14 protein-coding genes are annotated in these 16,079 nt (G+C 51.0%); 2 read left to right on the plus strand and 12 right to left on the minus strand.

The genetic code is table 11. From position 1 onward, the window contains the following. Positions 1 to 2 precede the first annotated feature (2 nt). From G9C99_RS02285 to G9C99_RS02295, 3 genes are read right to left on the minus strand one after another with little or no spacing between them, the layout of a single operon-like run. On the minus strand, positions 3 to 1,142 hold the full coding sequence (locus tag G9C99_RS02285) for an aromatic ring-hydroxylating oxygenase subunit alpha (RefSeq protein ID WP_231703944.1): 1,140 nt from the start codon (positions 1,140 to 1,142) through the stop codon (positions 3 to 5). Positions 1,143 to 1,147: 5 nt separating this feature from the next. Beyond that, positions 1,148 to 1,414 (minus strand): hypothetical protein, encoded by a 267-nt coding sequence (locus G9C99_RS02290; RefSeq protein WP_166415828.1) that lies wholly within the window; start codon positions 1,412 to 1,414, stop codon positions 1,148 to 1,150. A 2-nt stretch (positions 1,415 to 1,416) separates the two neighbouring features. After that, positions 1,417 to 1,875, minus strand: coding sequence for a TetR/AcrR family transcriptional regulator (locus G9C99_RS02295; RefSeq protein ID WP_231703945.1), 459 nt, complete (start codon positions 1,873 to 1,875; stop codon positions 1,417 to 1,419). A 447-nt stretch (positions 1,876 to 2,322) separates the two neighbouring features. On the opposite strand from G9C99_RS02295, the gene G9C99_RS02300 reads away from it, so the two are divergent. Continuing rightward, the gene (locus G9C99_RS02300; RefSeq protein ID WP_166415830.1) at positions 2,323 to 4,302 is read left to right on the plus strand and encodes a calcium-binding protein; all 1,980 of its coding nucleotides are present in this window, start codon (positions 2,323 to 2,325) and stop codon (positions 4,300 to 4,302) included. 53 nt (positions 4,303 to 4,355) lie between these two features. On the opposite strand, the gene G9C99_RS02305 is transcribed toward G9C99_RS02300, so the two are convergent. The 9 genes from G9C99_RS02305 to G9C99_RS02345 all read right to left on the minus strand — a co-directional run bounded on the left by G9C99_RS02305 (position 4,356) and on the right by G9C99_RS02345 (position 14,831). Beyond that, positions 4,356 to 5,132, minus strand: a complete 777-nt coding sequence (locus G9C99_RS02305; RefSeq protein ID WP_166415831.1) for an enoyl-CoA hydratase-related protein — start codon at positions 5,130 to 5,132, stop codon at positions 4,356 to 4,358. A gap of 68 nt (positions 5,133 to 5,200) precedes the next feature. Continuing rightward, positions 5,201 to 5,647, minus strand: coding sequence for a cytochrome c-type biogenesis protein (locus G9C99_RS02310; RefSeq protein WP_166415832.1), 447 nt, complete (start codon positions 5,645 to 5,647; stop codon positions 5,201 to 5,203). A gap of 3 nt (positions 5,648 to 5,650) precedes the next feature. Continuing rightward, positions 5,651 to 7,624, minus strand: coding sequence for a heme lyase CcmF/NrfE family subunit (locus G9C99_RS02315; RefSeq protein ID WP_166415833.1), 1,974 nt, complete (start codon positions 7,622 to 7,624; stop codon positions 5,651 to 5,653). 83 nt (positions 7,625 to 7,707) lie between these two features. Next, a complete protein-coding gene (locus G9C99_RS02320) occupies positions 7,708 to 8,265 on the minus strand; it encodes a holin family protein (protein WP_166415834.1) in 558 nt (185 codons plus the stop codon). Further along, entirely contained in the window at positions 8,256 to 8,867 is a 612-nt protein-coding gene (locus tag G9C99_RS02325; protein WP_166415835.1) for a holin-associated N-acetylmuramidase, read from the minus strand. Before G9C99_RS02325 ends, G9C99_RS02320 begins: the two co-directional genes overlap by 10 nt. Before the next feature lie 48 nt (positions 8,868 to 8,915). Further along, positions 8,916 to 9,386 (minus strand): cytochrome c maturation protein CcmE, encoded by a 471-nt coding sequence (gene ccmE / locus G9C99_RS02330; protein WP_166415836.1) that lies wholly within the window; start codon positions 9,384 to 9,386, stop codon positions 8,916 to 8,918. Between the two features lie 4 nt (positions 9,387 to 9,390). After that, complete coding sequence (gene argC, locus G9C99_RS02335; protein ID WP_166415837.1) at positions 9,391 to 10,419, minus strand: N-acetyl-gamma-glutamyl-phosphate reductase; 1,029 nt, start codon at positions 10,417 to 10,419, stop codon at positions 9,391 to 9,393. Positions 10,420 to 10,501: 82 nt separating this feature from the next. After that, entirely contained in the window at positions 10,502 to 11,314 is an 813-nt protein-coding gene (locus G9C99_RS02340; protein WP_166415838.1) for a glutamate racemase, read from the minus strand. 115 nt (positions 11,315 to 11,429) lie between these two features. Next, a complete protein-coding gene (locus G9C99_RS02345) occupies positions 11,430 to 14,831 on the minus strand; it encodes an indolepyruvate ferredoxin oxidoreductase family protein (protein WP_166415839.1) in 3,402 nt (1,133 codons plus the stop codon). Positions 14,832 to 14,988: 157 nt separating this feature from the next. Between G9C99_RS02345 and G9C99_RS02350 the strand changes: the two genes are divergently transcribed. Continuing rightward, positions 14,989 to 15,894, plus strand: coding sequence for a LysR family transcriptional regulator (locus G9C99_RS02350; RefSeq protein ID WP_166415840.1), 906 nt, complete (start codon positions 14,989 to 14,991; stop codon positions 15,892 to 15,894). Positions 15,895 to 16,079 lie beyond the last annotated feature (185 nt).

Here is a 16,079-nt window from a genome sequence, read left to right on the forward strand (position 1 = left end):
CTTTACTCTTCCAACCATTTCAAAATAATCTTCTGATGTTCCAAAACGGGGGCTTCCCCTTTTGCAGCTGGACCGACTTCGTAATGTGGTGAAGACAGAGACTTTTGTTGCTGTTCACAAGCGTAAATATCCTCTGCAGTAAAGTCTCCGCTGGCCATCGGGTCGTCTTCCGAAGTGGCGTCATCTTTCTTATATTTGCCCTCTAATCCAAAATTCGCCCAAAACCCGCTGGATCGCATTGCTTGTTTTGAAAACTCCCAAGCGCTGGCATTCGCGACTCTGCTTCGATTAACGACACGAGTTAGATCAGGCGCTAGTGGTTCAATGATAAATATATTCCAACCATCTTCGGCTGCACCTATCCCAATTCCAGGGAAAAGCATAGGCACCCACGCCCCGACCTGGTCTTCGGGAATAACACGTGGCGCAGGCAACTTTTGACTTTGGTTTTCCGCGTATTCTGCCACTGGGGGTTCCCAAAACAGATAATGCGGCCCCACGAACCCGTATTCGGCCTTTGCATGATCATACATCTGTAGAGTTCCAGAATGGAGATGGGCCAAATGATAAACATCTATATAGTTTTCAACCACGATTTTCCAATTGGCTTTGATTTCGTAGGAACTTTGCCCTTCTTCGTATTCTGGCAAATCTTCGGGTATATGTGGGCCGATCTGGTCATCTATTTCCCCGAACCAATCCATGATCGAACCTACATCAGGATCGGGGTGCACAAACAACATGCTCTTCCAAATATCCACGCTGGCGGGCTTCAATCCCAAACATGATTTATCAATCCCGTTGAATTCCCTATCTTCCTCTGGAACCGAAATCAGATTGCCTTCCAGATCATAGGTCCAATCGTGATAAGGGCATGTCAAAGCTTTCTGCGTCTTTCCCACTGCCCGGATCAACTGCGTTCCCCGATGTCGGCAAATGTTGTGAAACGCTCTTATTCGCCTATCTCGCCCCATCACGATGAAAATGCTATTCAAACCAGCCTGAACGCTCATGTACTGGCCTGGTTCACTGATGTCTTCCATCAGGCCCGCATACCGCCAAGTGGTTGAAAAAATCTGACGTTGCTCGCGATCAAACCAATCTTGAGAAGTGTATGCCTCAACAGGCAAATAGTGCAGCATTCGGGTCACCATGATGCTCCTAGGAAATTGGGAAAGAAATCAAAAACGATCAACGAAAGCCCAAGAACACACCATGCGCCTTGCACGGACCAAAACAAAACGGGGTCTTCATCACGTCTTACGTCGGACACGAGAAATGCGTGACCAGAATAAAAATTGGGCACAGTCCAATACAGAAACAATACTCCCCAAAGAAACTGATATCCCAACGCCGTCGACACCATCAGCGCAACGAAGGTACTGTAATTTAACACACGCATATTCATTTGCACTTTTACTCTTTTCTTAAGGAGCCAATAAGGATGTTAACGGCATTTCGGGCGTTTTCGGTCGCCTGCATCAGGGGTTCAAGAGAAATGCTATTAAAGTAAATCGCCATGATGCCATGGGCGACGGCATTTGCTGTCACGTCTGGCACATTAGAAAACTCCGCATAGATTTCTTTTCTCAACAAAGTTTCAAACTGAGTAATGGTAGCGGCTAAACGCGTTGCAAGAACGCTATTTGAAACACTTTTCATCGTGAGATCCGCAAACACAAAAATAAGCTGAGGACCGGGATCTTCGGGTTGGCCAAACAAGTAATCGATCAGGACTTCCAGCCGTCTAGATGAAGGCAACGCATCCGCAATTGATTGGGTTTGTTTTTCGAGTTCAGCAACAACATGAGTAACAAGCAGGTCAAACATATCATCTTTGTTTCCGAGGTGATGGCGCACCAAGGGACGCGTCATACTGGCCTCCTTTGCGATGACATCTAATGTCGCTCCTGAAACCCCATATCTTGATGCTGCACTAAGGTATGCAGCCAACACCTGTTCACGACGTTTCTCCTTATTAGATGGGCGAGGCATATCCACTCCAAAAATCAAACCTTCGAAATCAAACTACTCCAAGAACAATAAACTGTCAATTATGACAGTTTATAGAGAACTCCTATTTTGCAGCTTTCATCGATACCCAGCCCACTCAAACAAGACATGTGTACGACATCCAGAGAACACCTTTGTGGCGACAAATTGAGTCATTTTACTTCAAAAACAAGGACTTACCATCTGTGGCGAATTTTGATCCAATACTAAAATTTGAGAGGGAATGTTCTCATTTTAAATACAAATAAAGACAAAATTTGACTCGAGCTCACACGCGTAATACGTCTTTCACAACAAGAGGCGTTACTAATGATTGAGTTAATTTTAGCGGCTATTGGCCTTATCGGCGTTGGATTTATTGTAGATTCAAATAGTGACGACGACGAAACAAACGAACCTTCCCCGAGAGATCCTTCCACACCATCCACCCAAGCGGATAATGTGACTGGAACCGCAGAGAACGACTTAATCAACCTTTTTGCAGGTGACGACGTTGCGACTGGCGGTACGGGTAATGACGTAATCAACGGCATGGCAGGTTCTGACAATCTTAATGGCGGCGACGGTGACGACACCCTGCGCGGCGGCGGCGATAATGACACCCTCATTGGTGGGGCAGGAAATGATCGCTTAACAGATTCCGATTCCTCCAGCCGCGATGATATCTCTGGTGGTACTGGGGATGACTACATTGCAGGTGGCGGTGGCCATGACACCATATCCGGTGGTTTTGGCAACGACACTATTTTCGCTGGCTTTGGGGATGATCAGGTCACTGGCGGCGAAGGGAATGATTCAATTCTCGGCGGCGTCGGCCAAGACGAAATTTCCGGCGGTCATGGCGACGATACCGTATTTGGCGGCACCCGTGACGACACCGTTGGTGGTGGCGACGGCAATGACATGCTCTTTGGCGGCGATAACAACGATCTCGTGAACGGAAACGTAAATGATGACACCATTGTCGGCGGTCGCGGTCTTGATACGCTTAACGGTGGTTCAGGCAACGATATCCTTGTAGGGGCTGAAGAGCTATCTCATGATATGGGCATTGACGAATTAGATGGCGTTTCTGCCGATAGCTTCATCAGTCAAATCGCAACCAATGGCACGCAAATCGGGTCTGCTGGTGATGAGGGTGTTGCCGATGTGCTGAATGGTGGCGACGGTGATGATCTGCTTGTGGCCAGTTCTTCAGATACGCTTATCGGAGGCGATGGCCGTGACACGTTCCTTGTGGGCGACTGGGCCTCGGGGACAGAACCGGTTGTGATCAATGACTACGCAGCAGGCGAAGACTCTATTGTTCTGTCAACCGCTGCAACCAGCCCAACAGTGACCATTACCGATGATGGTAACGGGAATGCGCAGGTTTCATTGGATGGTGAAACGGTGACAACCGTAAACGGAGCCTTCGGCACACTAACAGTGGCTGATATTCAGATTGAACAGCAACCAGAAAGCCTAACGCCTGATACAACTCCAACGGAGCCAACAACTCCGACGGAACCAACAACACCGCCAGAGCCGACAACACCACCGGAGCCGACAGACCCGACGCCGGGGGGGCGCGAACCTATAGCTACTGGTGGGGTTGCGACAACCAGTGGTGATAACTTCTTCGGAGCGAATGATGGCGTCACATTCAATGGACTAGGTGGTGCGGATGTGATTGCTGGCGGAACCGGAAATGACGTTCTTTCCGGTGGCGCGAACGACGATCATGTTATTGGCCGCGCTGGAAATGATCTGTTAAGCGGCGGAAATGGCGACGACACACTTTGGGATGACTTGGGGGCAGACACCATAAATGCCGGTAATGGGGATGACACAGTTTTTTCAGCTGGCTTTTTCGATATGGATGAGTTTTTAGCTGATCTTCAAAATGTCAATTTCCCATTTCAAGCCGATGCTTTGGTTAGGAACACTGTTTTCGACTATTCAAATGATACTGACACCGTAGGAGACGAAATAAATCTTGGTGCCGGCGATGATGTGGTACACACAGGACATAGCGACACTATCACAAGCGGTGAAGGCTCTGACCGGATTATCCTCGGAGACTGGATCGGCGATGGAAATCCAATCGTAGTTACCGATTTCGATGTTTCCCAAGATGTTCTAGTCTTTAACTCAGCGACACTTCTTCCGAGTTCAGCAATTGAAATCGAAACAACCCCAGGATCAGGTGCAAATGTAAGCATCAATGGGCAGCTTGTTGCAATTGTACAGAACCCTGGCCCAACATTTAATACGTCACATGTTCAATTGGTGACCCGTACGGCCTAACGTCACACAAAACGAAAAAAGGCGCGGAGTAATCTCCGCGCCTTTTTTTCCGCTTAACGCCCTTCGTATTTAGCGGGCCTTTTCTCTAGAAACGCAACCACCCCTTCTTGGAAATCTCGGGTTTCACCGCAAGCCCCTTGCAGGCGTGCCTCTAGCTGTAATTGTTCCTCAAGCGGATTATCAAAGCTCTGACGTAATGCAGATTTGACATGTTGATACGCCATAGTCGGACCTGAAGCGAGTTTCGCAGCCCGTGCAGCCCAATGCGTTTCAAAAACGTCATCGGGTACGGCTTCCCAAATCATACCCCAGTCTGACGCCTGCTTGGCACCAATTGGTTCTGCAAACAGAGCAGCCCCCATCGCCTTGGCAAAGCCCATTTGGCGTGGCAACCAATACGTCCCACCCGCGTCCGGGATCAGCCCAATACGGGTAAAGGCCTGTAGGAACACCGCACTTTCAGCGGCGATAACAACATCACATGCCAACGCAAGATTTGCCCCAGCCCCGGCCGCGGCCCCATTCACAGCGGCAATCGTTGGAATGGTACATTCAAAAATAGCCCGTAACATCGGTTCGTATTCGTCACGCAACGTGCGTTCCAAATCCATCGCAGCCGGGTTCACCCCATCACCCAAATCCTGCCCTGAACAAAATGCGCGCCCTGCCCCAGTCATCACCAATACGCGCGCTTGGGTTTGCGCAGTGCGCACTGCATGGGTAATCTCAGCGCGCATTTGGGTACTAAGCGCGTTCATAACGTCTGGTCGATTGAGTGTCAGTTTCGCAATATTATCTGAAATATCTAGGCGAATGGTTTCATAGATCATCTGCGTATCCTTTGGGATTTTGATGCAGTGAACCCCAAAGACGAAGGCCCCGCAAGCCAAACCCGACGTCAGTCGTCAAGCAGTGATTTCAGTCGCTTTTCTTCATCAGTAGAAAGAGCCTCTGGTTGAATTTCTTGGCTGCGGCGACGTACATAAAACCACGCGCCAAACGCACCAAACAACAGCATGATTGGCCCGGCATACCACAAAAGTAGATTTACCCCTGCTCGGCGCGGACGCATCAAGGCAACATCGCCATAGCGCTCTGCAAAAAACTCAAGCACCTCTTCGTCGCTTTGACCTTCAATCAAAAGAGATCGCACCATTATCCGCGCGTCTTTGGCCCAATCCGCATTTGAGGATGCAATCGTTTCGGAAACGCACTGCACGCATCTGATTTCTTCATCCAAATCTTGTGCACGTGCCTCAAGCGCTGGATCAGCCAACAGTTCGTCTGGTTCAACCGCCCAGATTGGGGTGGCAAACAACATCAGAGCCAAAATGATATTTTTCATAGCTCACTCCGCCGCCGTTGCATTGGTGACAGGTTTTCGCGCACCGGCGGCAACACGATACCGCCGATCCGTCAAACTGATACCCCCGCCGATTGCCATGATGATGGAACCAGCCCATATCCAATTGGCCAACGGTTTAATATAGACGCGCACCGCGTAACCGCCGTTTTCCTGAACGTCACCAATCACAACATAAACGTCACGCAAGAACCCATTATCGATTGCGGCCTCGGTGGTTGGCATTGCTTGCACCGGGTAGATACGTTTTTCAGGGTACAAAACAGATTCAACACGTGATCCACGCATCACCGTCATTTGGGCAATCAGGGAACGATAGTTAGGCCCCGGTTCTTCAGAGACCTGATCTAACGTGATTTCGTACTGTCCAACGGTAAAGGTTTCTCCAATGGCTGCGATACGAATATCTTCATGTTCCCATGCGGTAAGACCTGCGACCCCAAAGATCGTAATACCAAGCCCGCCGTGCGCTAGCGCCTTACCCCAATCGGACCGCGGCAAGCGCGTCATGCGTTTCAAACGGTCAGCTATCCCGTAGCGGCCACTGCGCAGCCACAGGTCGGCGAAAGCCCCAAAAACAAGCCAAGACCCTAGAAACAGCCCAATCGGTCCAAGCAGAGAACGACCTGTTTGAAGCGACCAGACCAACCCAGCCAATGCGACAGACACCACAAAATACGGTATGAGCCCACGCGCCACCCTGCCAAGCTTTGCCCGCTTCCAAGGCAACATTGCCCCAATAGGCAGAACTGCGCCCAGCAAAACCATAAAGGGTGTAAACGCGACGTTAAAGAACGGCGGTCCTACTGATAATGTGCGTCCTGTCGCAAGTTCAGACACCAATGGCCAGATCGTGCCCACAAAAACCACCAATGACGATACCGCCAGCAATACGTTGTTCAGTACCAGCGCACTTTCACGGCTAACCATTGCAAAGGCGCCTTTCGCCTGCATGACATGGGAACGTGCTGCAAACAGCGTCAAAGCGCCGCCCATAAACACACCCAGAATGATCAGAATAAAAACACCTCTTTCAGGGTCATTGGCGAACGCATGTACAGAGGTGATTACACCAGAACGCACTAAAAACGTCCCGATCAAGGAAAACCCAAACGCCAGTATCGCAAGCAAGATCGTCCAGCTTTTTAAGGATTCACGTTTTTCAACGACGACAGCCGAATGCAACAGCGCCGCCGCAAACAGCCACGGCATAAATGATGCGTTTTCAACAGGATCCCAGAACCAAAAACCACCCCAGCCCAATTCATAATAAGCCCACCATGATCCAAGCGCGATACCAGCTGTCAGAAAGACCCACGCAGCCAAAGTCCATGGACGTACCCAACGAGCCCAGGCGGCATCGACCCGCCCCTCTAACAACGCTGCGACAGCAAAGCTGAAGCTCATCGAAAGCCCAACATATCCGAGATATAAAAGCGGCGGATGAAACGCGAGCCCAACATCCTGCAGCAATGGATTCAAATCTTGACCATTGAATGGAGGTTGTTCAATGCGCAAAAAGGGGTTCGAGGTGAACAAAATGAACGCCAAAAACGCCACTGAGATTGAAGACTGCACAGCCAGCACCCGTGCACGCAATCGATCAGGCAAATTACCCCCAAACCAAGCCGCACATGCACCAAACAGTGCTAAGATCAACACCCACAAAAGCATCGATCCTTCGTGATTGCCCCATACACCCGCAAATTTATAAAGTAGTGGCTTATCAGTATGGGAATTCGCAACAACCAATTGCAGCGAAAAATCCGACGTCACGAACGCATATGTCAGCGCAATAAAGCTATAAAATAGCAGCATGAACTGGGCCGTTGCCGCAGGTTCAGCAACAGCCATCCAGCCATGCCAGCCCTTATGGGCCCCGATCAGAGGAATAATTGCCTGTACGATAGATACCGTAAAAGCCAAGATGAGGGCGAAGTGACCAAGCTCTGTAAACATGGCCTGAACATAAGCTTCTTTTTCAGGGCGTCCAGTGGAAAGGCACGTCCATATTGACGCGCCTTATCACAATCCAAACAGTATCAATTCCGTGCATCGCGCCATGCGACAAGTGCCGGATTTTGGCTCGGCATTGCTGGCTCTGTTGGTGCCGACGGCGCGTCTGGCGGTGTTTCACGTAAATTTTGCAGACTTTCCGTATTGGCGACGACTTGTGGAACACGCGCCATCGTTTGAGCAATAGAACGCTGAAAATCCTGACCATATGCCTGATGACGTGCCCCGAAATAGAACGATACAATCGCCCCCATTAACCACCAAAGCGGATCAGGCACCAACGCTAACCCCTGCATACGTTGGGCAAACCAAACCGGGTCTTTCATGGCCATCACAAACAGGCCGATTACACCAATCACCATCAAAGGACGCGGCAATCGGTTCAGGCCGTCCATGAACCGATCAAACCCGCCGCGGCGCTCAAACGCAAATTCCTGGGCGAACTGTCGTAAGGTTTCCCCCTGTAATTCAAATGCACGTTGACCAGACGCCTCGGAATTTTCGCGAAAAACCTCAGCCGTTTCGCGGATGACATTGCGGCCACCACCAAACAAAAGATTAAACAGCCCTGATATCATCCCCATGATGCGATCCTCGCCGCGTGTTCTTCTTGGCTCAGATGATAACGCTGACTGATAAATTCTTCGGCACGTCTGATCCACCCGCCCTTACCACCGTCTCTGCGGCGCGCATATTTTCGGCTGTTGGGGCGTTGATCTGCCAATCCGTAATAATAATTGCGGCGTGCAATTCCATAGGCATCGACAAAGTGATCTGGCGAAACGGCAAATGCAGCGGCGGCAGCCGAAATCGTTTGCGGGCCAATCGCCCCATCAATTTCGATCTCCAGCCCCATATCCCGCAACAACCGTTGCAGAATTTTGACCGCGTTGTCGCCCGAATTGACATACATATCAAACACAGAGGCCTGCACGCCATCAGGCAAAGCCGCGATATTTGGGCGTTCAAAATAATGTTCGATAAAAATCTCAACCGCCTGTTGCCGCGTCAAAAGGCGCACGTCCTGGGCATCAATTTTTCCGTCTCGGGTAAGGTCCATACCCAGTCGGCGCATTGTTCCAACGGTCACGCCAAATTTCGTCGCGCCACCCGGATCATCCGGGTCATTCACATATCCGCCTTCGCGGTTGACGATATCTTGGGCAATTGATCCAACAGTGCGCATGGGCAACCTCCGGTGTGTTTTTCCACACCCAAGGCTGCCGTACAGTTGTTAATTTGTGGCTGCACCACCGCCCGCAGCATCCGTCGGATTGCGGTAAACACCTTGTGCTTCAAGCGCTTCGATCACCTCGCGCGGAACGTAGGTTTCATCATGTTTTGCAAGTATTTCAGACGCTTGAAACACACCATTAATGTAGCGACCCGTGCCAATCATCCCCTGATTTTCCTCAAAGAGATCAGGCAACACCCCGGTGTATTCAACAGGAACAGTTGCGCCCCCATCCGTTACGCTAAAGGTAATCGTTTCGCCTTGGCCCCGTACCAATGATCCCTCAGAGACCAACCCACCTAGGCGAAACACCTCAGTTTCAGGTGGGGCTTCGGCAGTGATTTCACTAGGTGAGCGAAAGAAGTTAATCCCATCTTGCAGAGCATATCCGATCAACGCGGTCGAAACAGCCAAAGCAACAGCCGCCACCGCGATGACCTGAATACGTCTGGTTTTCTTAAGTGACTTCATGGCATCACGGAAAACATGGAGCGAGCATAAGACCCGCGGTTTCATCTTCACCCAACATCAAGTTGGCATTCTGGAGCGCCTGCCCGGAAGAACCTTTGGTCAGGTTATCCAAAGCAGCAACAACAATAGCACGGCCATCAATCCGATCACCAGTCACACCAATATGGCAGAAATTCGACCCCCGAACGTGGCGCGTGCTCGGAGATTGACCAAACGGCAACATTTCAACAAACGGTTCATCTACATAAGCCGCAGCCAACGTGTCATGGATCGTTTGCGCATTCCCTTTGACATAAACAGTCGCCAAAATACCCCGATTGGCCGGGATCAAATGCGGTGTAAACTGAACTTTGACAGGGCGTCCCGCAATCGCGCTAAATTCTTGGTCAAATTCACCCAAGTGCCGATGCGTACCGCCAACAGCGTAGGCGTGGTAGCCTTCTGACAGCTCGGCATGCAGCAGGTTTTCTTTTAGCGACCGTCCAGCACCAGAAACCGCACATTTCAAATCCAGAATGATGTCATCAAGGTCAATCACCCCCGCTTCGATCAAAGGCCGCAATGCAAATTGCCCCGTCGCCGCGTTACACCCCGTACCCGCAACGAGCCGCGCATTGCGGATTTCTTCGCGGTAGAATTCTGTTAACCCATAAACAGCCTCTGCTTGACATTCGAGCGCATCATGCGCCCCGCCATACCATTTGACGTATTCCTCAGGGTCACGCAGTCTGAAATCAGCGGATAAATCAACAACCTTGACTGATTTTGGCAAGGCCTTAATCACCCTTTGAGACGTCGCATGCGGGAGCGCACAGAAACACAAATCCACGTCAGCGAAGTCAATTTCTTCGATCTTGCACAGCGTTGGCAATGTCAGATGGCGCAGGTGTGGAAATACCTCTTTCATGTCCATTCCGGCTTTTCGATCCGCGGACAATGCTGTTATTTCCATAGATGGATGAGTGGCAATCAGCCGAACAAGTTCAGCGCCAGTATAGCCCGAAGCGCCCAAAATAGCGATTTTATGTGTCATATCAGTCGTCCTGCGTTACGCAGTCTTACCTATGTAAAACTGCGGTTGTCTTGGAAATAGTGAAAAATCATGCCGCCTGCAATCACGCAGGTTGAAAATGGATTTTTCGTCGCAGGATTTGGGTGGCTTTATCAGAAACGCGCGCGGCATTTCCGGTTGTCAAAAACAGGTTTTCGGTGCCTTCACCAGTCATATTAGGGTGCCGCTGCAAATAATCAGCTAGACTGTCCCCAACAAGATTGGCCTGACTAAAGACTTTTACATCCTCACCAAGCGCCTTTTGGAAAACCTTATCCATAAGCGGATAATGCGTGCAGCCTAAAATCGCGGCCTCGGGCTTTGGCATTCTGCGCATCAATGCCTCAACATGTGAACGCACCAAAGCTTCTGCCAGCAATTCATCCCCATCTTCGAGCGCATCAACCAAACCGCCGCAAGGCTGCGCCTCAACATCTACTCCAATGGCCCGAAACGCGAGCTCCCGCTGGAACGCCCGGCTTGATACGGTCGCGGGCGTCGCAAACAGTGCCACGTGTTTCACATTCACTTCGCGTGGTGGTGAATTGTCGCCCCAGTTGCGTTCTGTCAGCGCTTCGATCAATGGCACAAATACGCCGAGTACCCGTTTGCCTTCGGGCAGGCCGGCCTCTTGCATACGCCGCAACGCCGCCGCTGAGGCCGTGTTGCACGCCAAAATGACCAAATCACACCCCGCCTCCCAAAGCCGCTCAACTGCTTTGCAGGTCAGTTCATAGATATCATCAGAGTCCCGCACCCCATAAGGCGCATTGGCATTGTCACCAAGATATACCAACGGCAGATCAGGCATCTTTTTGGCCACCGCATCCAGAACGGTCAAACCACCAAGTCCTGAATCGAAAATACCAACTGCCATTGCGCTCACTCCGTTGCTGTCGAATGCGTTGCCCCGAACTCAACCGATAATTAAACGAAACACAAGCGGTTTTGGCCACACATGGCGCTTCACCCCGCTTGTGCATCTCAATTTCTCATTCGGCGGCCTGCTGCATATTGGGACCACCGCTTTTGAAACTCGCTAATAAAGCTTCACGTTGTTTTGCGGCGTTAGCCTCATTGGCCTGTTTTACCGGGCCGTACCCACGGATGTCCAAGGGCAATCGCGCCAGCGCAATGGCAACATCTTCGGTTTCGGGTGTGACATTGGCCAATACATCTTTCATGTCGCGTTCATATTGTTTGATCAGGGCCCGTTCCATTTTGCGCTCTGCCGTATAGCCAAACACATCAAAAGGCGTTCCGCGCAAGCGTTTAAACTTCGCAAGCAACTTAAACGCTCGCACCATGCCGGGGCCGAATTTCCGTTTTTTCGGACGCCCATTGGCGTCTTTCCCACCTAAGATAGGCGGTGCGAGATGAAAAATAGGTTTGAAATCACCATCAAACGCTTCTTTCGCCTTGGCTTTTGTGGTCAACAAAATCCGGGCAACTTCGTACTCGTCTTTATACGACAGAAGCTTGTGATACCCTTCAGCCACCGCAGCTTTCAAAGCGTCATTGTCAGCAAGCGCCACCAGATTTTCAAACCGTTTTGCCAGGCATTTGGATTGATAAGCCGTCAGATGATCAGAGCGAAACGCAATTTTTTGCGCCAGCGTCTTAGGCAGTTCAACCACCTCTGGCTGCCCAAGCGCGACAACATCCGCAACCGCATGACCCGCCCAACGTCCAAGTTCAAAGGCACGCAAGTTCCCCTCAACCGCAGCACCATTCATTTTGATCGCTTCACGGATCGCATCCCCAGACAAGGGCACAAGCCCCCGCTGCCATGCCGCGCCAAGCATCATCATGTTGGAAAAAATAGAATCCCCCAGCAGGTTCTTTGCGATTTCAGACGCATCAAACATCTGCAATTGATCCTTTAGTCGTGCCTCAAGCGCGAGGGAAAGCCGATCCATCGGAAGCTTAAATTCCGTATCTTTGGTGAAATCACCCGTGATGATTTCATGGCTGTTCACCACCGCGCCCGTGCGCCCAGTCTTCATCAACCCCAGCGTTTTGGCACCAGCAGTTGTCACCAGATCACCACCAATCACCGCGTCCGCTTCGCCAGTGGCGACACGTATGGCGCTGATATCTTCTGGTGCGTTGGCCAAACGACAATGAATGTGCACCGCGCCCCCTTTTTGGGCGAGCCCGGCCATTTCCATCATGCCAGCACCTTTGCCATCAATATGCGCAGCCTGCGCCATGATCGCCCCAATGGTCACAACCCCTGTACCGCCAACGCCTGTGATAATCACGTTATGCGTTCCGTTGATCATCGGCAGATCCGGATCGGGTAAGGCCGGCACCTCAAACTGCGCGGCTTTTTTCTTTTTGGGCGTTGCCCCCTCAAGCGTAACAAAAGACGGACAAAACCCATTCACACAGGAAAAATCTTTGTTGCAAGACGATTGGTCAATGGCCCGTTTGCGGCCCAATTCAGTTTCAACAGGCACAATAGAAACGCAATTGGATTGCACACCGCAATCGCCGCACCCCTCACATACATCGGGGTTGATAAAAACACGTTGATCAGGATCAGGAAACAAACCCCGTTTGCGGCGGCGGCGCTTTTCAGCGGCACAGGTCTGTACATAAAGAATGACAGACACACCTTTGATTTTACTAAACTCTTCCTGAACCTTAGGCATCGCATCGCGCGTGTGTACATCAATACCAGACGGGAAGTCCTTTAGGTTCACATCCTCTTTTTCATCATAAACAAGTGCGAGTTTCTCAACTCCCATAGCCATGACTTCGCGTGCGATACGTGGTGCGGTCAGGTCACCTTCGTTGGTTTGCCCCCCGGTCATGGCAACAGCGTCATTGTAGAGAATTTTATAAGTAATCGTCGTCCCCGCTGCCAAAGCAGACCGAATGGACAACGACCCAGAATGGTTATAAGTTCCGTCGCCTAGGTTTTGGAAAACATGGTCACGATTGGAAAACGGCGCTTCGCCTACCCAATTAGCCCCTTCGCCCCCCATTTGGGTAAACCCTACGGTTTCGCGGTCCATCCACTGCACCATATAGTGGCACCCGATCCCAGCATATGCGCGGCTGCCATCTGGGACTTTGGTTGACGAATTATGCGGACATCCAGAACAGAAATACGGCAAGCGCGCAGCAATATCTTCGGCGTTATCAGCCAATTGCGCCTGATTAAGCAGATCAAGCCCTGCCAGAACGCTTTCCGACCCCCGGCCTTCCTCAACCAAGATATTGCCGACATTTTGCGCAATCATAATCGGATCCAACGCCATGCGCGTCGGGAAAAGCTCCTCTCCGTCTTTATACCAGCCATAAACGCGCCGACCTTTACGGTCATCAAAGATTGCTTCTTTCACCTGCACTTCGATCAGTTTACGTTTTTCTTCGACCACAACAATCAGATCAAGCCCTTCGGCCCAGTCGTGAAACCCATCCATATCGAGCGGCCACACCTGACCGATTTTATACGTGGTGATCCCCAGACGTTCAGCCTCGTCCGCATCCAACCCAAGCAATTGCAAAGCATGCGTGAGATCCAGCCAGTTTTTCCCAGCCGCTACAAAACCAATCTTAGCGCCGCGACTGCCCCAGACACGTTTGTTAATTTTGTTAGCCTTAGCAAAGGCTTCTGCGGCAAACCTCTTGTGATCAATCATCCGTGCCTCTTGGGCTTGTGGGGTATCCACAACGCGGATATTCAGCCCACCCTCAGGCATCTCGAACTCAGGCTCAACAATTTGCATTCGGAACGGATCACCATCAACAACAGCAGTCGCCTCGATCGTGTCTTTCATGGTTTTCAAACCAACCCAGACCCCCGCAAAACGGCTCAGTGCCCAGGCGTAATGACCATAATCTAAGATCTCCTGCACCCCTGCCGGGGACACTATCGGCATATAAGCGTCCAACATCGCCCAGTCGGATTGATGCAGCGTGGTGGAACTTTCGCCAGTGTGATCATCGCCCATTGCCATAACAACGCCGCCATGTGTGGATGTCCCAGCCATATTGGCATGCCGCATCACATCACCCGACCGATCAACACCCGGGCCCTTACCATACCAAAGCCCGAACACACCGTCGTATTTGCCTTCTCCGCGCAACTCGGCTTGCTGTGAACCCCAAATCGCAGTCGCCGCCAAATCTTCGTTCAAACCCGGCTGGAACGTCACTTGGGCTGATGACAACAACTGTGAGGCCCGCGACATCTGCAAATCAACTGCCCCCAACGGGGAACCACGATACCCGGTTACATATCCTGCCGTATTTAGCCCCGCCTGCGCATCGCGCGCCCGCTGCGCCAACACCAACCGCACCAATGCTTGTGTTCCGTTCATCAACACAGGCGATTTTTCTAGGTCAAATCGGTCATTTAGGCTAACTGTTTGGCGGGTCATTTGCGCTCCTCCACATGCGACTGGCTTAGCCACATGATAGGTCACAATTATTGACCTACAAAGCAAAAAGATTGTGACGCGACGTCTTTAGCGCTACAAAGGCGGCTTCGGTAATTCTGGCAAAGACCAGATGGCATAAACGACAGGGTAAAACAAAATGGACTGGGATAAATTACGAATATTTCACGCGGTCGCAGACGCAGGTAGCCTAACACATGCCGGCGAAACGCTCCATCTATCACAATCTGCGGTCAGTCGACAGATTCGTGCACTCGAGGAAAGCCTTACCGCCACCTTGTTTCATCGTCATGCCCGTGGGTTGATTCTAACCGAGCAAGGCGAGCTATTGTTCGATGCCACCAGTGCGATGTCCAAACGTCTTGATGCGGCGTCAGCGCGGATCAAAGACAGCGAAGAAGAAGTCTTTGGTGAACTGCGCGTTACCACCACCACTGGTTTTGGGCTTTTGTGGCTATCTCCGCGCTTGCCCCATTTTTACGACAAATATCCTGAACTCAAAATTGACCTCATGCTCGAAGAGCGCGTTCTTGACCTACCCATGCGCGAAGCCGACGTCGCCATTCGCATGAAAGAGCCAAGCCAAGCTGACCTGATCCGCAAACGTCTTATGTCCGTCAATATGCGGCTCTATGCTTCAAAGGAGTATGTGGAAAAGCATGGCGCTCCTGAAACTATGGCAGACCTGAACAAGCATCGCCTCTTGTGCCAAAGCATCAACAGCGCGCAAGTCTCTGCCGGGGCAAGCTTTGTGCAAAACCTGCTCACATGCGATATTCCCTCGTTGTTGACCGTCAATAACTACTTCGGCGTACTTCAGGGGGTTCGCCACCACCTCGGAATTGGTGTTTTGCCAAATTACGTTACCGAAGATTTCCCTGAGCTGGTGCATGTCCTGCCTGACGTGTCTTCAAACGAGGTGCCAGTTTACCTCGCCTATCCGTCTGAACTGCGCCAATCCAAGCGCATCGCAGCGTTTCGTGATTTCGTACAAGAAGAGATCATTCTCTATCGCAAACATCAACGTGAGGCAGGCCAGGAATAACCATCAATTTCCATGCCTTAAAAAGCTATGCAAAAACCGCATAGCGGACATGCTTAAATTTAGATGTTTTTTCCTTGATCCACAGGGGCACCATCCCTAAATCAAGCCTCGAAGGTGATGATCGAAGAAATTCTTATCATCTTCACCTCCCTGTTGGACTTCGGCCGAGCTTAGTGCTCGGCCTT

Source organism: Cochlodiniinecator piscidefendens (assembly GCF_011326755.1).
Lineage (GTDB): Bacteria > Pseudomonadota > Alphaproteobacteria > Rhodobacterales > Rhodobacteraceae > Cochlodiniinecator > Cochlodiniinecator piscidefendens.